This window comes from Stenotrophomonas sp. Br8 (genome assembly GCF_014763005.1).
Taxonomy (GTDB): domain Bacteria; phylum Pseudomonadota; class Gammaproteobacteria; order Xanthomonadales; family Xanthomonadaceae; genus Stenotrophomonas; species Stenotrophomonas lactitubi.
On sequence record NZ_JACGTN010000009.1, the window covers coordinates 127,851 to 148,734 of the forward strand.

The following is a 20,884-nucleotide window of genomic DNA, read 5'->3' on the forward strand; positions in this document are numbered from 1 at the left end:
TGGTGCCGGCCGCTGGCCGTCAATGCCAACCAAGGTTGGCATCTACCAGAGCCAGACGCAGGCGGCCGTGCCGGGCCCTCAGTGCCGCACCCACCACAGCAGGCTCAGCCCGGCCAGCAGGACCAAGCCACCGAAGCTGCGCAGGGCCGGGCTGGGCAGGACCAGCAGGCGTTCGGCCATGCGCTTCCAGGCCACGGGGGCGGCGAACAGCAACAGGCCTTCCAGCACCGCGACCAGGCAGACGGCGGCGAACAGATCTTTCATGGGGGAACTCCGAAAAAGCACGGGGCCCGACGTATGGCCGGGCCCCGTGAGGTACTGCCGTGCGGACTCAGCGATCGTTCTTGAGGTACTGCAGGAACGGGTCGTTCTTGTCCAGCACGATCACGCCGTTGCCGTCGGTCATCGAGCCGCGATAGGCCTCGAGGCTGCGGTAGAACGCGTAGAACGACGGGTCAGCCGAACCAGCCTTGCCGTAGATGCGCGCGGCCTCGGCATCGCCTTCACCACGCAGGCGCTGGGCATCGCGTTCGGCTTCTGCGATCAGCACGGTGCTGTCACGGTCGGCCTGGGCGCGGATGGTCAGCGACTGCTCCTCGCCTTCGGCGCGCAGCTTGGCGGCTTCCTGCTTGCGCTGGGCGCGCATGCGCTCATACACGTCATTGATCACCTGGCTGTCGGTCGGCAGATCCACCTGCTTGATGCGCAGGTCGATCATCTGCATGCCCAAGCCGGCAACGGCTTCGTTGATCCCCTTCAGCTGCTCGGCGATCAGCTCGCTGCGGTCGCCGGAGACCAGCTGCTGCAGGGTGCGCGAGTTGATCTGGTTGCGCAGCGAGTCGGTGATGATCGGTGCCAGGCGGGCGTTGGCGATACGCGGATCGCCACCGGTGGCACGGAAGTAGTCACCCACGTTGGAGATGTAACCGATGGCGAAGAAGTCGACGCTGACGTCCTTCTGCTCGGCGGTGAAGTAGCGTGCCGGCGCGGTGTCCAGCACCTGGAAGCGGCGGTCGAACACCCGCACCGTTTCCACCACGGGCAGCTTGAAGTGCAGGCCCGGCTTGATGTCCGAGCGCACCACCTTGCCCAGGTTCAGGACCATGGCGGTCTGGTCCTCACGGACCACGTACACCGAGCCCAGCAGGCCCAGCAGCACCGCTACGACAACGGCGATCCACATTGAATTTCTCATCGGCTGCCCTCCTCACGGCCGCTCGAACGCCCGGTCGGGCGGCCCACCGGCCGGCCCGGATCACGGGAAGCTTCCACTGCCGTGGTACCCGGCAGCGACGGCATCACCACATCCGGGTTGGGTACCGGCGCCTGTGCCGAGGTGCTGGCACGGGTATCGCCGGTCATCGGCACGTAGATCAGCTGACGGCCATCGCCGCCAATGACCTTGCGGTTCTCGCTCAACACCTGCTGCACCGTTTCCAGCCACAGACGCTTGCGGGTGACTTCCGGTGCTTCCTTGTACTGGGCCTGCAGCAGGCTGAAGCGCTGGGCATCACCCTCGGCCTTGGATACCACGGCCTGCTTGTAGCCTTCGGCGGTGGTACGGGCACGCGAGGACTGGCCACGCGCTTCAGGCACGACCTTGGCCGCATAGGCCTGGGCTTCGTTGATCAGGCGCTCCTTGACCTGCTGGGCACCGTTGACCTCGTCGAAGGCCGGCTTGACCTCTTCCGGCGGACGGGCGTCCTGCAGGGTCAGGCCGGTCACGGTCAGACCGGTCTTGAAGGCCGCCAGCAATGTCTGCAGGCGCTCTTCAGCGGCCACGGCCAGCGGGCCACGGTTGTTCAGTACGGCGTTGAGGTCGGCGCGGCCGACTTCCTCGCGCACTGCGCTCTGCGCCGACTGTTCCAGTACCTGGTTGGCATCGACAGTGCCGAACAGATACTGCTGCGGGTCATCGATGCGGTACTGGACGTTCAACGAGACGTTGACGATGTTCTCGTCGCGGGTCAGCACCGGCACCTGGATCGAGAAGGTCTTGATCTCAGTGGCGTTGACCTTGGTGACCGATTCGATCGGCCAGGGCAACTTGAAGTTCGGGCCTGGGGTCAGGATGCGAGAGAACTGGCCGAAGCGCAGCACGACGCCACGCTGCTGTTCGCCGATCAGCTGGAAGCTGGAGAACAGCACCAGCAGGACCACTGCTGCCGCCACCCAACGCAGGATGCCGCCGTCGAACAGATCCTTCAGCGGTCCGGGCAATCCGCCCCAGCCGCCACCATTGCCACCGCCGCGCGACCCGAACGGCCCGCGTCGATTGTCCTCGGGGCCTTGTCCGCCCTTGTTGCCGCCGGGTGTATTCCAGGCCATGCACGCTCCATCAAGATGTGGGCTGCGACGCGGGCCCTTCCCGCAACGCCAGCCATGAACCACTACCGATCATACAAGATGGGGCTGACCGGCAGGATTGAAAGGCCCCCGAACGGGTAAGGTGGCGTTTTCCTCGAAGTCAGGCAACGCCGATGGCCCCCACCGCCCCGTTCACCGCCTTCCGCATCGAAAAAGACGACGCTGGCTACCGCAGCGGCCTGGTCCCGCTGAGCCTGGACGACCTCAACCCCGGCCAGGTGCTGATCCGTGCCCACTGGTCCTCGGTCAACTACAAGGATGCCCTGGCAGGTACCGGCAAAGGCCGGATCCTGCGGCGCTTCCCGCTGGTGGGCGGCATCGACGTGGCCGGTACGGTGGTCGCCTCCACCGATCCGGCCTGGCGCGAGGGCGATGCGGTACTGGCCACCGGCTGCGGCCTCAGCGAAACCCGCGATGGCGGCTACAGCCAGTACGTGCGGCTGGAATCGAGCGCGGTCATCGCCCAGCCGGCAGGCCTGAGCCCACGCGAGGCAATGGTGCTGGGCACGGCCGGCTTCACCGCCGCGCTGGCCCTGCTGCGCCTGCAGGACAACCGGCAGACACCCGAGCTTGGGCCACTGGCGGTCACTGGCGCCAGCGGTGGGGTCGGTGCCCTGGCCGTGGACATCTTCAGCCGCGCCGGCTATGCCGTGCACGCGATCAGCGGCAAACCGGAGCAGACCGACTTCCTTCGCGGCATCGGTGCTGCCGAGGTGCTGCCACGTGATGCCCTTGCCGACACCGGGCCGCTGCAATCGGCACGCTTTGGCGGTGGCCTGGACAACGCCGGCGGGCCGATGCTGGCCAGTCTGCTGGCACAGACCGTGCCCTATGGCAGCGTGGTCAGTGCAGGCCTGGCCGCCAGCCCGACGCTGGACATGACCGTGATGCCCTTCATCCTGCGCGGTGTATCGCTGCTTGGTGTGTCGTCGGCCAATGCCCCGCGCGCGCTGCGCGAAGAAGTGTGGGCACGCCTGGGCGACGCGTGGAAACCGCAGCACCTGGACCGCATCTGCACCGCCGAAGTCGGCCTGGACGGCCTGCCTGCGGTGTTTGATCGCATGCTGGCGGGCGGCTCGCTTGGCCGCACGGTGGTGCGGATCGACTGAACGTCGCAGGCAGGCGACGGACGGCAGCTGTCGCCCTCCCGTCAACTGGATGCCGGCACTACACTTCCGGCATCACATGGGGAACAACATGGCACGCATTCTGATCGTCGACGACTCACCGTCGCAGCTGTTGGGGATACAGCGCATCGTCGAGAAGCTCGGGCACCAGATCCTGACCGCCACCGATGGCGCGGCCGGGGTGGAGACCGCCAAGGCCGAGCTGCCCGACCTGGTGCTGATGGACGTGGTGATGCCCAACCTCAATGGCTTCCAGGCCACCCGCACCCTCGCCCGCGATGAAGCGACCCGGCACATTCCGGTGATCCTGGTGACCACCAAGGACCAGGACACCGACCGCATGTGGGGCATGCGCCAGGGTGCCAAGGCCTACATCACCAAACCGTTCTCGGAAGACGAACTGTCCGAAGTGCTGGAGCGGGTGTTCGCCGGCCAGGGCTGACACACAGCTCTGGTAGATGCCAACCTTGGTTGGCACGCCTTTGCCGGCCAGCGGCCGGCACTACCCTCGAACCGATTTGCCGCCGCAATTCGTGCGGACCAAGGTCCGCACCCACCAAAGCAGATTTCAGATCGTTTCGCCAAACGCCTTGGCCAGATTCCGATAGGCCTTCTTCTGCGCCTCGTCGGTCGCCGCCGGGGCCACAATCTCCAGCTCGACGATCTGGTCGCCTTCCGGGCTGCCCGGCAGGCCACGCCCACGCAGGCGCAGCTTGCGACCGGCATCGGAGTCGGCCGGAATCTTCAATTCCACCGCTCCGCCCAGGGTCGGCACGCTGATGCTGGTGCCCAGCGCCGCCTGCCACGGGGTGACCGGCAGCGTGTACAGGATGTTGCGGCCGTCGACCTCGAACTGCGGATGCGCGGCGTACTCCACTTCCAGCAGCAGGTTGCCGCCGTGGTTGCCCTGCCCGGCCAGGCGGATCACCTGCCCGGGACGGATGCCCTTGGGCACGCGCACGTCCAGCTGCTTGCCGTTGACGGTGATGCGAAGGCTGTCGCCGTTGTAGGCCGCCTCCAGCGGTACCGACAGCTTGGCCCGGGTATCACGGTTGGGTGCATGGCCGTGGCTGCTGAAGCCCGGACCGGGGCCCGCGCCCTGGCCGCCGCGCTGGCGCGCGAACAGGCTCTCGAAGAAGTCGCTGAAGCCACCGTTGGGGCCACCGCCGCCACCACCGAACACTTCCTCGAAATTGAAACCGCCGCCACCGTAGTTCGGCGGCACGTTGAATTCCTCGCCCGGGCGATAGCCCTGTGCGCGCAGCTGGTCATAAGCGGCGCGCTTCTCGGGATCGCGCAGCGCCTCGTAGGCCTCGTTGATGGCCTTGAACTTGTCTTCGGCCCCGGCCTCCTTGCTGACGTCCGGGTGGTACTTGCGTGCCAGCCGGCGATAAGCGGTCTTGATTTCCGCTTCGCCCGCGCTCGGTTCCACCCCCAGGGTGGCGTAATAATCCTTGAATTCCATCCAGCTACCTCGATTCGCTTCGGCGGCGCCGGTGGCGCCGCCCCGGGTTCATTCTACGCGCCGGCGATGCTACGCCGCCGGTCGTGCGGCAATGGTGAGGCCGACTGATCCAGCGCAATGCGCCTGCCATCGCCCTGCCCCATGCTGTGGCTGACAGCCCGCCGCGGACGACGGAGATGGGGTGTATACATGGGTTTTCCAATGTCTTGACGCGTCCGTCCCCTCCTGGCCCCTACCTTCACCCAGCAAGGAGTTCCCATGACCATCCATGTCGGCGACCGCATTCCGGAAGTCACCCTCAAGCGCATCCGCGAAGGCATCGAGACCCTCGATACCCACGCCCTGTTCGACGGGCGCAAGGTGGTGCTGTTCGCCGTGCCCGGTGCCTTCACCCCCACCTGCTCCGCCCGCCACCTGCCTGGCTACGTGGAAACGTTCGATGCCTTCCGCAAACGCGGCATCGACGTGTACTGCATGGCGGTCAACGATCCGTTCGTGATGAAGGCCTGGGCCACTGACCAGCACGTGCCCGACGGTCTGCTGATGTTGTCCGACGGCAATGCCGAACTGACCCGCGCGCTTGGCCTGGAGCTCGATGCCAGCGCCTCGGGCATGGGCATCCGTTCGCGCCGCTTTGCCCTGTACGTGGTGGACGGCGCGGTACGCGCAGCTTGGATCGAGGAACCCGGACAGTTCGAGGTGTCTTCGGCCGAGTATGTGCTGGAGCACCTTCCCACTTGAACCCCTGACTACAAAGGAAATCGGCCAGCCATGTCCAACAAGCCAGCCAAATCCAGCAACGCCTCCCCTTCGGCCAAGGTCGCCGGCATCAGCGACCGCCAGACCCTGCGCGAGCGGGCGCGGAAGAACATCAAGGATGGCGCGATCACCGACAGCTACAGCGCCGACCGCAAGGTGGTGATCAAGCTGCTGAACGACGCGCTGGCCACCGAATATGTGTGCGTGCTGCGCTACTACCGGCACTATTTCATGGCCAAGGGCATGCTGGCCGATGCGGTGAAGGCCGAGTTCCTGGAACACGCGCAGCAGGAGCAGGCACATGCCGGGAAGTTGGCTGAGCGCATCGTCCAGCTCGGCGGCGAGCCGGACCTCAATCCGGACACGCTGACCGCACGCTCGCACGCCGAATACAAGGAAGGCAGCGACCTGCGCGACATGGTCCGCGAGAACCTTGTGGCCGAGCGCATCGCCATCGACAGCTACCGCGAGATGATCAACTTCATCGGCGACAGTGACACCACCACCAAGCGCATCCTGGAGGAGATCCTGGCGCAGGAGGAGGAGCACGCCGATGAGTTCGCAGACCTGCTGGAGGGCTGGATCGGGGAATAGCAGCTCCGGGCCATAGCCGGCGAATACCCCGGTAGTTGCCAACCTTGGTTGGCAGTTTCTGCTCATGCCAACCAAGGTTGGCATCTACCGGGTCATGGTGCATCAGGGGTGCCGGGCCATGCACATCGAACGGGTCCTGATGCATCGGTAGCGCCGGGCCATGCCCGGCGAACGCCGTGGTAGTCGCCCACCTTGGTGGGCAGCTTCTGCGCGTGCCAACCAAGGTTGGCACCTACCGCGTCATGGTGCATCGGTAGCGCCGGGTCATGGCCAAGGTCGGTACCTACCTGAGGACGTTGAACCGTACCTGCGTCCAGGCGCCGTCTGCGGCCAGTGCGGTCAACGTATGAGCACCCGGATCGGCGAACTCGCGCTGCATCAGCTGCGCACCGCGCGTCTGCGCGATCCAGCGGCCATCCAGCAGCCAATCCACGGCCTGCTCGCTGCCCAATGCGCGCAGCTGCAGGCGTACACCATGCTCAGCATTCGGCGCACGCGCCAGCGTCGCACCCTCGTTGAGGCCATCGATATGCAGGGCCACGCTGGCCTCGCGACCATCGTCGCGGCAGTCCGGCGACAACGCGGGAAGCCGTGAAGCATCGCGCGTGGCCTTGGGCAGCCAGGGTGACAACAGCGCCGGCCATCGCGCGATCTCGCGCGCGATTTCTTCATGCGGTGCGCTGCAGTCAGCCGATACCCGCAGGCCGGTGCGCGCGTCGGCCAGGTAACGTTGACGACCGGGCTGCCAACGCCGCGCATCGCGCTCCGGGAACGTGGGCGGCGCCGCGCCGTCCAGCAGGTAGGCCGACAGGCGTCGCTGGCAGAGCTCGGTGGGCAACGCCTCGGCCAGTTCACCGGTCGGCCAGCAGATGTCCGCCTCGGTCACGCTGGCTGGCATCGGCGCGGCCGCCGCATCGCCGCGCTGGCGCGGCAGGCTGTCGACCACTTCGAACATCAGCGGCAACGCCGTGACCGCACCGTACTGGCCCGGCAAGGGCGTGCCATCGGGCCGCCCCACCCACACACCCACGGTGTAGTGGCGGGTACTGCCGATCGCCCACGCATCGCGGTAGCCATAGCTGGTGCCGGTCTTCCAGGCCACGCGCGGCCGCCCGCCAACATCGAACGTACCAACGCCATAGCCCGGGCGCGGGTTCGATTCCAGCATCTCGCGCACGATCCAGCTGGCACCGGGCGACGCCAGCCGGCGCTCGATCATCGGTTCGTCATCGGTGTAGCGCACGCGGCCGGCAATGCCGTTGCGATTGAGTGCGGCAAACGCACCGACCAGGTCTTCCAGGCGCGCGCCGGTGCCGCCAAGAATCAGCGACAGATTCGGCGAGCTGCCCGGCGGGAAACGCAGCTGGATGCCGGCGTGCGACAGGCGCGCGGCAAAGCGTGCAGCACCCACCCGCTGCAGCAGATCCACCGACGGCACGTTCAGCGACAGACGCAAGGCACTGGCAGCGCTGATCGGTCCGTTGAAGGCCATGTCGAAGTTGCCTGGCCGGTAGTTGCCGAAACTCTGCGGCGCATCCACCAGCAGGCTCTCGGAATGGATCAGGCCATCATCGAGTGCCATCGCGTACAGGAACGGCTTCAGCGTGGAGCCTGGGGAACGCCAAGCCTGCACCATGTCCACGTGACCCAGCCGCTGCCGATCACCGAACGACAGCGTGCCGACGTAGGCACGCGCCTGCAGGGTCTGGTTGTCGACCACCAGCAGCGCCGCCGAGGTGCGCTCGGGCAGCGTGGAGAAATAGCTGGCCACGCGCTCTTCCAGGGTGCGCTGCAGGCCGATGTCGATGCTGCTCTGGATCCGCGCTTGCCCCGGATGCGCGGAGTGCAGCCGCTGGGCCAGCAGTGCGGCATGCAGCGGCGGGCGCAGCGAGCGTGCAACCACGTTCTCGATGCGCGCATCTTCCACTTCGTCCGGCGTCCACGCGTCGAGCTCGGCCATGCGCGCCAGCACCTTGTCGCGTGCCTTCTGGGCCGCTTCAGGATGGCGGTCCGGGCGCAAGCGACTGGGCGCCTGTGGCAGCACCGCCAGCAGCGCGGCCTCGGCATGCGAAAGCTGCGCGGCCGGTTTGCCCAGATAGGCCCAGCTGGCCGCTTCCACACCCTCGATAGTGCCACCGTAGGGCGCGCGCTCCAGATACAACGCAAGGATCTCGCGCTTGGACAGGTGTACTTCCAGCTGCACCGCACGCAGCATCTGCTTCAGCTTGCCCCAGGGGGTGCGTGTATGCGGATCCAGAATGCGCGCGACCTGCATGGTCAGGGTCGAGCCACCGGAGACGATGCGGCCACCGCGCAGCAACTGCCCGCTGGCACGCAGAATCGCCAGCGGATTGATGCCCGGGTGCCGCCAGAACCAGCGATCCTCGTAGGTCAGCAGCGCCTGCAGGTACAGCGGCGAAACGCTGTCGACCGACGCCGGATAGCGCCACACGCCCTCGGCGTCGGCGAACGCACGCAACGGGCTGCCGTCAGCGGCAACCACCAGCGTGCTGGTGTCGCGCTGCTTCGGCAACGGTGGCGGAAAGACGAAATCCAGCACCAGCAACAGCGCCAGCAATGCCGCGGTGCCCCAGCGCAGCCACGGCCACAGCGGTTGCAGCCGCTGCCGCAGGCGCGGCAGCCGCGTCTTCAGAGATCCCACCTTCATCCAAGGCATCCTGTGGGACGGGCCGCGCCGTCGCGGCCCGTCCGCACGATCACGGCTGTACCACCGTCAACGTGGTCGGGTTGCTGCGGCCGACGCCTCGCAGCTGCGGCCGGTACATGTCCTCCACCAGCGACGGCGGTACGGTGTAGGTACCCGGAGTGACCGCACGCACCAGGTAGAACACATTGGCCTTGCTGCCGCGCGAGAGCTTCAGCGCCGCCACGTAGCGGTCATCGCGGAACTCTTCGTGCTTGGTATCGGCCGCTTCGCTGCGGTCGCTGATGGTGATGCCATCCACCACCACGTCGGCCCACTGCTTGGCATCGCCCAGGTTGAGGTTCTCGATCTCCAGGCCTGCCGGCAGCAGGTCGGTCAGCAGCGCATCGGGCATCTCGCTGTCGGCGGTGATGGTGACGCGTACGATCAGCGCTTCACCCTCCTTCAGCGGACGCGGCGACCACGGCTTGCCATCGGTGCCGAAGTAGCTGCGCTCCACGCCGATCACACTGTTGTCCGGCGCCGGTGCGCTGCGCGGAATGCCGGCCACATCGATGCTGGCGAACATCGGCGGCTGCCCCTGCGGCGTGAAGCGCACGCCTGCGGCCAGCTGCCCTGCATCGAAGTTGCGGCCAAACAGCTTGCGCTCGCCGATGGCCTCGGTGCTGCCACCGATCACCAGTTCGCCGGCCACCAGTGCCTTCTGGTTGGCAGCCAACGCCTTGCCGAGGCGGGCGACGGCCACCTGTTCCTGCGTGCTCAGCCACATCCAGCCACTGTTGCGGCGCGCATCCAGGCCGCGGCCAAGATCGACCGCGCGTGCATCCCATGCCGGCTTGGCCAGCTTGTTTTCGTGGGTCAGCGCGATCATCAGCGCGTCGTCGCGCACGGCACTGCCGTAGTCGCCGAAGTACGACGGGCGTTCGCTGCTGGACTTGGCGAAGCCGGCCGCAAGAGCAGCCTGGCCACGCTTGGCATCGCCCTGCAGCGACAGCGCCACGCCCAGGTGCACCAGCGACAGGCCACCCACGGCCTTGCTGCGTTCGTTGTCGTACAGCGTACGCAGAGTACCCAGCGGTGCGCGGTTGACGCGGGCCAGCACGTAACCCGAGTACGCCTGGTTGGCGAACTTCAGGCTTTCGCGCTTTTCCTGGCCGTAGAACTGGTTGCCACCGGACAGCAGGTCTTCGCTCAGGCGGTTCAGCGCCTTCTGCAGCACGTTGTCCGGCACCGCAAAACCACCGTCCTTGGCATCGAGCAGGAACTCGGCGATGTACGGCGTCAGCCACGGGTTCACGTAGCCGTCGTCACCCCACATCGAGAAGTTGCCGTTGGCCACCTGCATCGACGCCAGGCGACCGAACGCACCTTCCATTCGCTCGCGACGGGTCTTCGCGTCCAGGCCATCGGCGCCGAGCATGGACGACGTCGCCTGGTCCAGGATCAGCGCGGCGTAGCCCTTGCTGGTGGTCTGTTCGGCGCAGCCGTACGGGTAGTTCAGCGCGCCCTGCAGCGCGCTGGCGAACGGGATCGGTGGCAGCGGGCTGACCAGCAGGCGGGCATTGACCGATTCGGACATCAGCCCGTCCATCAGGCTGCCATCCAGGCTTACCGCCGCCAGCGGATCGAGCGTGCGCACCTGCGAGCGCAGCACCTGCGGCCACGCCGCGCGTACCGGCAGATCGTAGCGGCGGTCGGCCTTGAAGCCGTTGCCATCCACGCGCACGCGCACCTTGGCCACGCTGTGGCCCTCGCGCGCCGACAATGGGAAGCTCAACGTGGTCTTGGCATCGGCATTGAGCTGCACGCTGCGCGTGCCTTCGCTCAGGCTGAGCGGGCCTTCGCTGTCCACGCGCACGTTGAACTGACCCGGCTTGCCGGTGAAGTTCTGCACGTCCAGGGTCACCGTACTGCGGTCACCCGGGGCGAGCACGCGCGGCATGCTGGCCTCGGCCAGGATCGGCGCGCGCACGATGGTTTCCACATCGCGCTTGCCGTACTGGTCATCGCTGTAGACCAGCGCTGACACGCGCAGGGTGCCATTGAAATCCGGCACCTTCAGGCGGATGCGGGCAATGCCCTTGGCATCGAGCTGCACCGGGCCGGAGAACAGGTCCACGGTCTGCACGCGCGCGGTCGGCCGCTTGGCCTGCGGCAACGCCTGCAGTGCCATGTCGCCACCGAACTTCAGCTTGCCACTGCTGCCGTCGAAGCTCTCGATCACCCGGCTGTAGATGTCATAGGCATCGATGCCGAGGCGACGCTGGGCGAAGAAGTGCGCGCCGGCATCGGGCACCGGGAAGCGGGTGATGTTGAGAATGCCCACGTCCACGGCCGAAACAGTGACGTGCGCGGTCTTGCCGGCCAGCTGCGGTGCGCTGACCGTCACCGGCAGGTCCTGCTCCGGTCGCATCTGCTTGGGTGCGGCCAGGCCGACGGCCACCGTGCGGCCCTTGCGGTCCATCGGCACGTGCACCACACCCACCGCTCGAGCCGGGGTGATCTTGCTCGGCGCACTGCCACCGCGGAACACCAGGGCGGTGATGTAGACGTCGTGGCGCTCCCAATCGGCAGTGACCGGGATCTTGTAGGTGGCACCGGGCTTGGCGTCGATGTCCTGCACGTACAGCATGCGGTCGGTCTCGACCATCAGCACGCCCTTGCCGGCGTGCGGCGGGGTCACCGTCACTTCCAGGGTATCGCCGGCCTTGTAGCCGGTCTTGTCCAGGCCCAGCTTGACCTTGTCCGGGCGGGCATCGAGGCCACGGTTGTCATCGCCCCAGCTCCAGCCGGCGCGGAACGGATAGCGGCTGGTCAGGCCGGTGGACGGATCGAACACGTCCACCCGGTACTCACCCCACTCCACCGGGAAGTCGAAGGCGACCGCGCTGCCGCCCGCATCGACGGTACGGGTTTCCTTGTTCTCGAAACGGCGGGTGAAATCGTAATCCCAGCGGTTGTCGTTGAAGGTCCAGTGGTAGTCGCGCAGCTCGCGCACCAGGGTGATCTTCAGGCCCTTGGCCGGCTGCGGCTTGCCGTCCGCATCCACACGCATCAGTTCAAAGCGCGCGTTGCCGTTGGAATCAGCGCCGTCGTCCGGGTTGAACAACGGGCGCACGCCGACCAGTGCGGCGGCCGGCCACACCACCCGCTTCAGGGTGCGGGTGACCGTGCGGCCACCGGTTTCATACAGGCTGCCGGACAGCACCACCGCGATCGGCGCCTTCGCCTTGGTCGCTTCTTCCGGCAACGACACATCTTCGCGCAGCTGGCCATTGGCCGGCAGCGTGGTATCGATCACATCCTTGGCTTCGCGCGGCAGCTGCAGGGTCGGGTCGCCGAAGAAGTAACCCGGCAGCCCCTCCACCGGCTTCTGTTCGGCGGCCACCGCCATGCGCGCGGTGAAGCGGTTGCCATCGGCTGGGGCACCATACAGATAGGCACCGTTGGCCTGCAGACGCAGATCTTCGCCCGGCTTCAGCGTTTTCTGGGTGCTGTCCAGGTCCAGCTTCATGCGCTCGGGCAGGAACTCCTCGATGCGCAGGGTCATGCCCTGGATCGCTTCCTTGCTGGCCGGGTCGGTGCGGAACTCGACCTGCCAGCGCCCGGTCGGCGCCTCGGCGGGAATGGTCTGCTCGAAATTGATGTAGCCCTGTTCGCCCGGTTGCACGCGGGTTTCGCGGAAGGTCTTGCCGTCGGGCTGCTTCAGGCGCAGGAACACCGGCTGACTCTTCACCGGCTTGCCATCGTTGTCACGCAGCAGCGCCGACAGGCGCACCGTCTCACCCGGGCGGTACAGGTCGCGGCCCGACCAGGCGTAGACATCGAACCAGGCGTTGTCACGGCCGGCCACGGCGAACTCGCTCAGGTCCAACGCGGGCTGGTTGAAGGGCAGGAAGCTGGTGTCCTTGCCGCTGCTGGCCACCAGCACGTGGGTGGCGTCCAGGGTGTAGTTCAGCAGCGCATTGCCGTTGCTGTCGGTGCTGCCCTTCAGCACCACCTCGCCCTTGGCATCGAGCACGCGAAGGTCGATACCCTTCAGCGATGCACCGTCCTTGAGCGCGGCGGTGTGTACGAACAGCTTGTCCTTGTACGCGCGGGTGTGCAGGCCGATGTCGCTGACCGAGAAGAAGGCGGTATCGAACTCGCCCTCGTAATCACCGGTGCGCTTGAGCAGGGCGAAATACAGGCCCGGCTCCTGCAGCTCCTTGATGTCCTGGGTCGGCAGGTAGGTCAGCACCCGCTCGTTCTGCTTGCCACCCAGAATGAAACGGTTGACGTAGACCGGCTCGGCCAGCTTGTTGATCGGGCTGCGCTCGTAGTCGCTGCTCAGTTCCCAGCTGCCACGGCGACCGCCGCGCTGGTACTGGCTGAAGAAGGTCGGCAGGTCCTTTTCGCGCACGCGCAGGAACTCGACATCGACTTCCGGCACGTTCACCGACACCACCGGCAGGCCACGGCTGTCCTTGGCCGGCAGCACGCTGCCCTGCGACGCAAAACCGGCCACCGGCTTCAGCTCGCCGCTGAACACCTTCTGCTTCAGTTCCTTGCCCAGGCGGCTGCCATCGGCGGCCAGCAGGTCCGGCGAGACGACCAGACTGAATTCCTTGCCGGCTTCGACGAACGGGTAGCGCAGGGTCAGGCCGTCATCGGACAGGGTCCAGCTGCTGTCATCGTTGCCGACCTTCTCTTCAAAGCGCACCAGCTTGTCGAAGTCCTGGGTGCCGACCAGCGGGCGCGAGAACTCCAGCGCCAGCGACAGGCCTTCACTCTTCTGGTCCGGGTAGGCACGCAGCAGGGTGAACTCCTTCACCTGCTCGGCCTTGGTGGCGATGGCCTCGCCGCTGGCCTTGGGCAGCTGCCCGCTGTCGTTGCGGCAACCGGCCAGGCCCAGCAACAGGCCTCCTGCCAGCAAAGCTGCCGTCCATCCCCACCGCATCCGCCGTGCCGGACCGCTCATGTCGTCACTCCTTGATCGAGGTGCCCATTATAGGGCCGCCGCGTCAAGGCGTTGACGCCGGGCACCCGGTATCGGAAACCAGGTAGACGCCAACCTTGGTTGGCGCTGTCCGACACGCGCCCGCTGCCCGCCTTGTGCCAACCAAGGTTGGCATCTACCAGAGCAGGTCCAGCGCGGGTGCCCGGTGGAGCATCGGAACGGGCCCCGCCCTACCCCGGCAGGTACAGGTCCACATAATCGGTCACCGGCATCGCCGCCAGCGCGACCGGATCCAGCGAGGCGGCCAGGATGCGCTGCTGCTGGGCAGTCGGGAAGCGGTGCGCCAGATGCCGGCGGAACTTGTCCATCAGCAGCGGGATACCCTCCTCGCGCCGGCGCGCGTGGCCCAGCGGGTACTCCACCAGCACCTCCGGCAGCGCGCTGCCATCACTGAAACGCACACTCAGGCCGTTGGCGATGCTGCGCTTGTCGGGATCCAGGTAATCGGCGCTGAGCTGCGGGTCTTCATGGCAGGCCATCTTCGCCCGCAGCGTGTCGATGCGCGGATCGGCCGCCATGTCGTCCTCGTAGTCCTCGGCCACCAGCCGCCCATGCAGCAGCGCGATGGCTACCATGTACTGCACGCAGTGGTCGCGGTCGGCGGGGTTATGCAACGGGCCCTGCTTGTCGATGATGCGGATGCAGGCTTGCTGGGTACGGATCGCGATGTGCTCGATGTCCTCGACCTTCCGCCCCAGCGCGCGCAGCTGATGGTGCAGCAGGACCGCAGCCTCCACCGCTGTCTGCCCGTGGAACTCGGCCGGGAAGCTGATCTTGAACAGCACGTTTTCCATCACGTAGCTGCCGAAGGCGCGGCCGAGGGTCAGCGCCTGGCCATGCATCGATACCGCCTCGAAGCCCCAGGTCGGTGCACTGAGCACGCTGGGGTAGCCCATCTCTCCGGTGGCGGCCATCAGCGCCAGGCGCACGCCACGGCTGGTCGCATCACCGGCTGCCCAGCTCTTGCGCGAGCCGGTGTTGGGCGCATGCCGGTAGGTGCGCAGCGCCTGCCCATCCACCCAGGCCAACGACACCGCATTGAGCATGCGCTCGCGGTCCAACCCGAGCATCTGCGCGACGACGGCGGTGGTGGCCACCTTGACCAGCAGCACGTGGTCCAGGCCAACGCGGTTGAAGGAGTTCTCCAGCGCCAACACGCCCTGGATCTCGTGCGCCTTGATCATCGCCAGCAGCACGTCGTGCACGGTCGGCGGCGGGCGTCGCAACGCGGCCGCATTGCGGCCGAGCCAGTCGGCTACGGCAAGGATGCCACCGAGGTTGTCCGAGGGGTGGCCCCATTCGGCGGCCAGCCAGGTGTCATTGAAATCCAGCCAGCGCACCATCGCGCCGATGTTGAAGGCCGCCTGCACCGGATCGAGCACGAAGTTGGTGCCAGGCACGCGTGCGCCGTTTGTCACACTGATGCCCGGCACCAGCGGTCCCAGCAGCTTGCTGCAGGCAGGGAAGGACAGCGCCTCCAGCCCGCAGCCAAGCGTGTCGAGCAGGCAGTGATGCGCGGTCTGGAACGCCAGCGGCGAATCGATGCGGGTGTCACGCACGTAGTCGACGATATCCATCAGCAGCGCATCCCAGGCTGCACGCGTGTTGGATGGGGTGTGATTCTCGGACATCGTCGATCTCCTCGTAGGTTTGCCAGGCCACGCCAGACCCGGTAGTCGCCAACCTTGGTTGGCGCGGACGTTCACCCGGCGCTGCCTTCTTCATGCCAACCAAGGTTGGCATCTACCGAAGCATGTGATGCCACCGCCGACCAGCCCATCACTCGGCGGGCACCCGCACCTTGCCTTCCATCAGCACGCGGGCACTGCGGCTCATGATGGCCTTGGACACCGTCCACTGGCCGTCAACGCGTGCCGCCTGCGCACCCACGCGCAAGGTGCCCGACGGATGCCCGAAGGTAACAGCCTCGCGCTCGCCGCCACCGGCCGCACGATTGACCAGCGTGCCGGGGATTGCCGCGGCGGTACCGATCGCCACTGCAGCGGTGCCCATCATCGCGTGGTGCAGCTTGCCCATCGACAGCGCACGTGCATGCAGATCGATGTCCGCAGACGAAATCGCCTTGCCGCTGGACGACACGTAGTCCTGTGCCGGAGCGACGAAAGCCACCTTCGGCGTGTGCTGGCGGGTGGCCGCATCTTCCAGCGTCTGGATCAGGCCCATGCGCAAGGCGCCATAGGCACGGATCTTCTCGAAGCGCTCCAGCGCCGCCTTGTCTTCATTGATCGCCGGCTGCAGTTCGGTGCCGGTGTAACCGAGGTCGGCAGCGTTGAGGAAAATGGTCGGGATGCCGGCAGTGATCATCGTGACCTCGAAACTGCCCACGCCCGGCACGTCCAGCGTATCGACCAGGTTGCCCGTGGGGAACATCGCGCCAGCATCACCATCGTCGGACGGGTCGATGAATTCCAGCTGGATCTCTGCGGCCGGGAAGGTCACGCCATCCAGCTCGAAATCGCCGATCTCCTGCACTTCACCATCGCGCATCGGCACATGGGCGATGATGGTCTTGCCGATGTTGGCCTGCCAGATGCGCACGGTGCACAAGCCATCGCGCGGCACCCGGGCCGGATCGATCAGGCCGTTGGCGATGGCGAACGGCCCGACAGCGGTGCTGAGATTGCCGCAGTTGCCGCTCCAGTCCACGAATGCCGTGTCGATCGACACCTGGCCGTACAGGTAATCCACGTCGTGGTCGGGCACCGAAGCGGTGGAAATGATCACGCACTTGCTGGTGCTGGACGTCGCGCCGCCCATGCCGTCGGTCTGCTTGCCATACGGGTCGGGCGAACCGATCACGCGCATCAGCAGCGCATCGCGCGCGGCGCCCGGCACCTGCGCGGCTTCGGGCAGGTCCTGCAGGCGGAAAAACACGCCCTTGCTGGTGCCGCCACGCATGTAGGTGGCGGGGATGCGGAGTTGCGGGAGAAATGCCATGGATCGGTTCCTTGCAATGAAAGACGGCCCTTTTCCGGGCCGTCGGATGTCTCACGCCACCTTGGCGCCTTCCAGGAAGTCCTGGGCGAAGCGCTGCAGCACGCCGCCGGCCTCGTAGATCGCCACTTCCTCGTCGCTGTCCAGGCGGCAGGTCACCGGCACGATCACGTCCTGGCCATCGCGGCGGTGGATGACCACGCGCAACTCTGCGCGCGGCGTCCGCTCGCCGATCACATCGAAGGTCTCGGTGCCGTCGATGCCCAGAGTCAGGCGGGTGGTGCCCGGCTTGAACTCCAGCGGCAGCACGCCCATGCCGATCAGGTTGGTGCGGTGGATGCGTTCGAAGCCTTCAGCAACGATGGCCTCCACACCAGCCAGACGCACGCCCTTGGCGGCCCAGTCACGCGAGCTGCCCTGGCCGTAGTCCGCACCAGCGATGATGATCAGCGGCTGCTTGCGCTCCATGTAGGTCTCGATCGCCTCCCACATGCGCATGACCTTGCCTTCCGGCTCGACGCGCGCCAGCGAGCCCTGCTTCACGCTGCCATCGTCGTTGCGCACCATCTCGTTGAACAGCTTCGGGTTGGCGAAGGTGGCACGCTGCGCGGTCAGGTGGTCGCCGCGGTGGGTGGCGTAGGAATTGAAGTCCTCTTCCGGCAGGCCCATCTTCGCCAGGTACTCACCGGCAGCACTCGAGGCCAGGATCGCGTTGGACGGCGACAGGTGGTCGGTGGTGATGTTGTCCGGCAGCACCGCCAGCGCACGCATGCCAGCCAGCGTGCGCTCACCGGCCAATGCGCCCTCCCAGTACGGCGGGCGGCGGATGTAGGTGCTCTGCGCGCGCCAGTCGTACAGCGGACTGACCTTTGCAGCGTGCTCCACGCGCACGTTGAACATCGGGTTGTAGACGCTGCGGAACTGCTCCGGCTTCACCGCAGCCTTCACCACCGCGTCGATTTCGGCGTCGCTCGGCCAGATGTCCTTCAGGCGCACCTCGTTGCCGTCGGTGTCCACGCCCAGCACATCCTTTTCGATGTCGAAACGGATGGTGCCGGCGATGGCGTAGGCGATCACCAGCGGCGGCGAGGCGAGGAAGGCCTGCTTCGCGTACGGATGGATGCGGCCATCAAAGTTGCGGTTGCCCGACAGCACCGCGGTGGCGTACAGGTCGCGATCGATGATTTCCTGCTGGATCTTTGGATCCAGCGCGCCACTCATGCCATTGCAGGTGGTGCAGGCGAAGGCGACGATGCCGAAGCCCAGCTTCTCCAGGTCCGGCAGCAGGCCGGCCTCTTCCAGATACAGCTGCACCGCCTTCGAACCCGGCGCCAGCGACGACTTCACCCACGGCTTGCGCAGCAGGCCACGCTCGTTGGCCTTGCGTGCCAGCAGCGCCGCAGCGATCACGTTGCGCGGGTTGGAGGTATTGGTGCAGCTGGTGATGGCGGCGATGATCACCGCGCCGTCGGGCATCAGACCCTGTGCCTGTTCGGCCTTGCCGACCTCAAGCTTGGCGGCATCGGCGATGCCACGCTCGACCAGTTCCGATACCGGCAGGCGGCGATGTGGATTGCTCGGGCCAGCCATGTTGCGCACCACCGTCGACAGATCGAAGCGCAGCACGCGCTCGTACTCCGCGGTGGCCAGGTCATCGGCCCACAGGCCGGTGCTGCGCGCGTAGTTTTCGACCAGTGCGACCTGCTTTTCCTCGCGACCGGTCAGGCGCAGGTAATCAAGCGTCTGCCCATCGATGTAGAACATCGCGGCGGTGGCGCCGTACTCGGGGCACATGTTGGAGATGGTGGCGCGGTCACCGATGGTCAGTGCGGCGGCACCCTCACCGAAGAATTCAAGCCAGGCGCCGACCACGCGTTCCTTGCGCAGGAACTCGGTCAGGGCCAGCACCACGTCGGTGGCGGTGATGTCCGGCTGCGGCTTGCCGGTCAGCTCGACGCCGATGATGTCCGGCAGGCGCATCCACGACGCGCGGCCCAGCATCACGTTCTCCGCTTCCAGGCCGCCCACGCCGATGGCGATCACGCCCAGCGCATCCACATGCGGGGTATGGCTGTCGGTGCCCACGCAGGTATCGGGGAAGGCCACGCCATCCTGCACGTAGATCACCGGCGACATCTTCTCCAGATTGATCTGATGCATGATGCCGTTGCCCGGCGGAATCACGTCCACGTTCTCGAAGGCCAGCTTGGTCCAGTCGATGAAGTGGAAGCGGTCTTCATTGCGGCGATCCTCGATGGCGCGGTTCTTCTCGAACGCCTGCGGATCGAAACCACCGCACTCGACCGCCAGGGAGTGGTCGACGATCAACTGCACCGGCACCACCGGATTGACCTTGGCCGGGTCACCGCCCTTGTCGGCGATCGCATCACGCAGGCCAGCGAGGTCGACCAGCGCGGTCTGGCCGAGGATGTCATGGCACACCACGCGCGCCGGGAACCACGGGAAGTCCAGGTCGCGACGGCGCTCGATCAACTGCTTCAGCGAGTCGGTCAGCGTGGCCGGGTCGCAGCGACGCACCAGGTTTTCGGCCAGCACGCGCGAGGTATACGGCAGCGTGGCATAGGCACCGGGCTGGATGGCATCGACCGCGGCGCGCGCGTCGAAGTAGTCCAGCGAGGCGCCGGGGAGGTTCTTGCGATAGTCGATATTCATGGGCTGGCGGAATACTTGAGGCGGGCCGGGTGCCGGCGATGCGGCGGCGAAAACATCCGGCCGGCACGGGGCCGGCCGGATGCATGCAGCAGTGGAACAGTGGCGACGATCAGGAGCGCTTGTCGATGGCCACGAAGTCGCGATCTTCCGGGCCGATGTAGTTGGCGCTCGGGCGGATGATCTTGCCGTCGATGCGCTGCTCGACGATGTGCGCGCTCCAGCCGGCGGTGCGGGCGATCACGAACAACGGGGTGAACATCGCGGTCGGCACGCCCATCATGTGGTAGCTGACGGCACTGAACCAGTCGAGGTTCGGGAACATCTTCTTGATGTCCCACATCACCGTTTCCAGGCGTTCGGCGATGTCATACATCTTCAGGCTCGACTGCTCTTCGGACAGTTCGCGGGCGACGTCCTTGATCACCTTGTTGCGCGGATCGGACACGGTGTAGACCGGGTGGCCGAAACCGATCACCACTTCCTTGCGCTCGACGCGGGCCTTGATGTCTTCCTCGGCTTCGTCCGGATTGTCATAGCGCTTCTGCACTTCAAAGGCCACTTCGTTGGCGCCGCCGTGCTTGGGACCGCGCAGTGCGCCGATGCCACCGCAGATCGCGCTGTACATGTCGCTGCCGGTGCCGGCAATGACGCGGCAGGCGAAGGTCGAGGCGTTGAACTCGTGCTCGGCGTACAGGATCAGCGAGGTGTGCATCGCCTTCACCCACGAATCCTGCGGCTTCTCGCCGTGCAGCAGGTGCAGGAAATGACCACCGATGGAGTCATCGTCGGTCTCCACGTCGATCGCGCGACCGTTGTGGCTCCAGTGGTACCAGTACAGCAGCATCGAGCCCAGGCAGGCCATCAGCTTGTCAGCGATGTCACGTGCGCCCGGATGGTTGTGGTCGTCCTTCTCCGGCGACACGCAGCCGAGCACGGACACGCCGGTGCGCATCACGTCCATCGGGTGCGCCGACGGCGGCAGTTCTTCCAGCGCAGCCTTCACCGCAGCCGGAATGCCACGCAGCGACTTCAGCTTGGCCTTGTACGAAACCAGCTCGGCGCGGGTCGGCAGCTTGCCGTGCACCAGCAGGTAGGCGATTTCCTCGAACTCGCTGGTGTTGGCCAGGTCCAGGATGTCGTAGCCGCGGTAATGCAGGTCGTTGCCACTGCGGCCGACGCTGCACAGCGCGGTGTTGCCGGCGGCGGTGCCGGACAGGGCGACGGACTTCTTCGGCTTGAAGGTCGGGGTTGCGGTCGTATCGTTCATGTTTCCCTCCGAA

The 20,884-nt window shown here is 66.5% G+C and carries 14 protein-coding genes; 4 read left to right on the forward strand and 10 right to left on the reverse strand.

Annotated elements, in window-relative coordinates:
- Positions 1-78: 78 nt before the first annotated feature.
- The 3 genes from H3005_RS10585 to hflK form a co-directional block, all read right to left on the reverse strand.
- The gene (locus tag H3005_RS10585) at positions 79-264 is read right to left on the reverse strand and encodes a DUF2065 family protein (RefSeq protein ID WP_191078137.1); all 186 of its coding nucleotides are present in this window, start codon (positions 262-264) and stop codon (positions 79-81) included.
- A 67-nt stretch (positions 265-331) separates the two neighbouring features.
- Complete coding sequence (locus H3005_RS10590) at positions 332-1,195, reverse strand: protease modulator HflC (protein ID WP_089236460.1); 864 nt, start codon at positions 1,193-1,195, stop codon at positions 332-334.
- A complete protein-coding gene (hflK, locus tag H3005_RS10595) occupies positions 1,192-2,328 on the reverse strand; it encodes an FtsH protease activity modulator HflK (protein ID WP_180166198.1) in 1,137 nt (378 codons plus the stop codon). Before hflK ends, H3005_RS10590 begins: the two co-directional genes overlap by 4 nt.
- A 152-nt stretch (positions 2,329-2,480) precedes the next feature.
- Between hflK and H3005_RS10600 the strand changes: the two genes are divergently transcribed.
- Both H3005_RS10600 and pilH read left to right on the forward strand, forming a co-directional pair.
- Complete coding sequence (locus tag H3005_RS10600; RefSeq protein ID WP_089236462.1) at positions 2,481-3,476, forward strand: YhdH/YhfP family quinone oxidoreductase; 996 nt, start codon at positions 2,481-2,483, stop codon at positions 3,474-3,476.
- Positions 3,477-3,564: 88 nt separating this feature from the next.
- Positions 3,565-3,936 (forward strand): twitching motility response regulator PilH, encoded by a 372-nt coding sequence (gene pilH / locus H3005_RS10605; RefSeq protein WP_005410644.1) that lies wholly within the window; start codon positions 3,565-3,567, stop codon positions 3,934-3,936.
- Between the two features lie 126 nt (positions 3,937-4,062).
- Here pilH and H3005_RS10610 read toward each other — a convergent pair whose 3' ends face one another.
- Positions 4,063-4,959, reverse strand: a complete 897-nt coding sequence (locus tag H3005_RS10610; protein WP_100460041.1) for a DnaJ C-terminal domain-containing protein — start codon at positions 4,957-4,959, stop codon at positions 4,063-4,065.
- A gap of 258 nt (positions 4,960-5,217) precedes the next feature.
- Here H3005_RS10610 and H3005_RS10615 point away from each other — a divergent pair, with 258 nt between their 5' ends.
- Entirely contained in the window at positions 5,218-5,700 is a 483-nt protein-coding gene (locus H3005_RS10615) for a peroxiredoxin (protein WP_100553230.1), read from the forward strand.
- A gap of 30 nt (positions 5,701-5,730) precedes the next feature.
- On the forward strand, positions 5,731-6,312 hold the full coding sequence (locus H3005_RS10620) for a ferritin-like domain-containing protein (protein ID WP_100553231.1): 582 nt from the start codon (positions 5,731-5,733) through the stop codon (positions 6,310-6,312).
- A gap of 283 nt (positions 6,313-6,595) precedes the next feature.
- Here H3005_RS10620 and pbpC read toward each other — a convergent pair whose 3' ends face one another.
- The 6 genes from pbpC to prpC all read right to left on the reverse strand — a co-directional run bounded on the left by pbpC (position 6,596) and on the right by prpC (position 20,871).
- On the reverse strand, positions 6,596-8,980 hold the full coding sequence (gene pbpC, locus H3005_RS10625; RefSeq protein ID WP_100553232.1) for a penicillin-binding protein 1C: 2,385 nt from the start codon (positions 8,978-8,980) through the stop codon (positions 6,596-6,598).
- A gap of 49 nt (positions 8,981-9,029) precedes the next feature.
- Positions 9,030-13,937, reverse strand: coding sequence for an alpha-2-macroglobulin (locus H3005_RS10630; RefSeq protein WP_100553233.1), 4,908 nt, complete (start codon positions 13,935-13,937; stop codon positions 9,030-9,032).
- 209 nt (positions 13,938-14,146) lie between these two features.
- Complete coding sequence (locus H3005_RS10635; protein WP_191078138.1) at positions 14,147-15,607, reverse strand: bifunctional 2-methylcitrate dehydratase/aconitate hydratase; 1,461 nt, start codon at positions 15,605-15,607, stop codon at positions 14,147-14,149.
- 148 nt (positions 15,608-15,755) lie between these two features.
- On the reverse strand, positions 15,756-16,934 hold the full coding sequence (gene prpF / locus H3005_RS10640) for a 2-methylaconitate cis-trans isomerase PrpF (RefSeq protein WP_191078139.1): 1,179 nt from the start codon (positions 16,932-16,934) through the stop codon (positions 15,756-15,758).
- Between the two features lie 51 nt (positions 16,935-16,985).
- A complete protein-coding gene (gene acnD / locus H3005_RS10645; RefSeq protein ID WP_191078140.1) occupies positions 16,986-19,604 on the reverse strand; it encodes a Fe/S-dependent 2-methylisocitrate dehydratase AcnD in 2,619 nt (872 codons plus the stop codon).
- 109 nt (positions 19,605-19,713) lie between these two features.
- Positions 19,714-20,871 (reverse strand): 2-methylcitrate synthase, encoded by a 1,158-nt coding sequence (prpC, locus tag H3005_RS10650; protein WP_100553238.1) that lies wholly within the window; start codon positions 20,869-20,871, stop codon positions 19,714-19,716.
- Positions 20,872-20,884: the final 13 nt, after the last annotated feature.

What these genes read in the sequence shown, in the direction of transcription:
- pbpC (WP_100553232.1), bottom strand. Translation starts at nt 8,980, where the DNA reads ATGAAGGTGGGATCTCTGAAGACGCGGCTGCCGCGCCTGCGGCAGCGG.
- H3005_RS10615 (WP_100553230.1), top strand. Translation starts at nt 5,218, where the DNA reads ATGACCATCCATGTCGGCGACCGCATTCCGGAAGTCACCCTCAAGCGC.
- H3005_RS10630 (WP_100553233.1), bottom strand. Translation starts at nt 13,937, where the DNA reads ATGAGCGGTCCGGCACGGCGGATGCGGTGGGGATGGACGGCAGCTTTG.
- pilH (WP_005410644.1), top strand. Translation starts at nt 3,565, where the DNA reads ATGGCACGCATTCTGATCGTCGACGACTCACCGTCGCAGCTGTTGGGG.
- H3005_RS10585 (WP_191078137.1), bottom strand. Translation starts at nt 264, where the DNA reads ATGAAAGATCTGTTCGCCGCCGTCTGCCTGGTCGCGGTGCTGGAAGGC.
- prpF (WP_191078139.1), bottom strand. Translation starts at nt 16,934, where the DNA reads ATGGCATTTCTCCCGCAACTCCGCATCCCCGCCACCTACATGCGTGGC.
- hflK (WP_180166198.1), bottom strand. Translation starts at nt 2,328, where the DNA reads ATGGCCTGGAATACACCCGGCGGCAACAAGGGCGGACAAGGCCCCGAG.
- H3005_RS10590 (WP_089236460.1), bottom strand. Translation starts at nt 1,195, where the DNA reads ATGAGAAATTCAATGTGGATCGCCGTTGTCGTAGCGGTGCTGCTGGGC.
- H3005_RS10620 (WP_100553231.1), top strand. Translation starts at nt 5,731, where the DNA reads ATGTCCAACAAGCCAGCCAAATCCAGCAACGCCTCCCCTTCGGCCAAG.
- H3005_RS10600 (WP_089236462.1), top strand. Translation starts at nt 2,481, where the DNA reads ATGGCCCCCACCGCCCCGTTCACCGCCTTCCGCATCGAAAAAGACGAC.
- acnD (WP_191078140.1), bottom strand. Translation starts at nt 19,604, where the DNA reads ATGAATATCGACTATCGCAAGAACCTCCCCGGCGCCTCGCTGGACTAC.
- prpC (WP_100553238.1), bottom strand. Translation starts at nt 20,871, where the DNA reads ATGAACGATACGACCGCAACCCCGACCTTCAAGCCGAAGAAGTCCGTC.
- H3005_RS10635 (WP_191078138.1), bottom strand. Translation starts at nt 15,607, where the DNA reads ATGTCCGAGAATCACACCCCATCCAACACGCGTGCAGCCTGGGATGCG.
- H3005_RS10610 (WP_100460041.1), bottom strand. Translation starts at nt 4,959, where the DNA reads ATGGAATTCAAGGATTATTACGCCACCCTGGGGGTGGAACCGAGCGCG.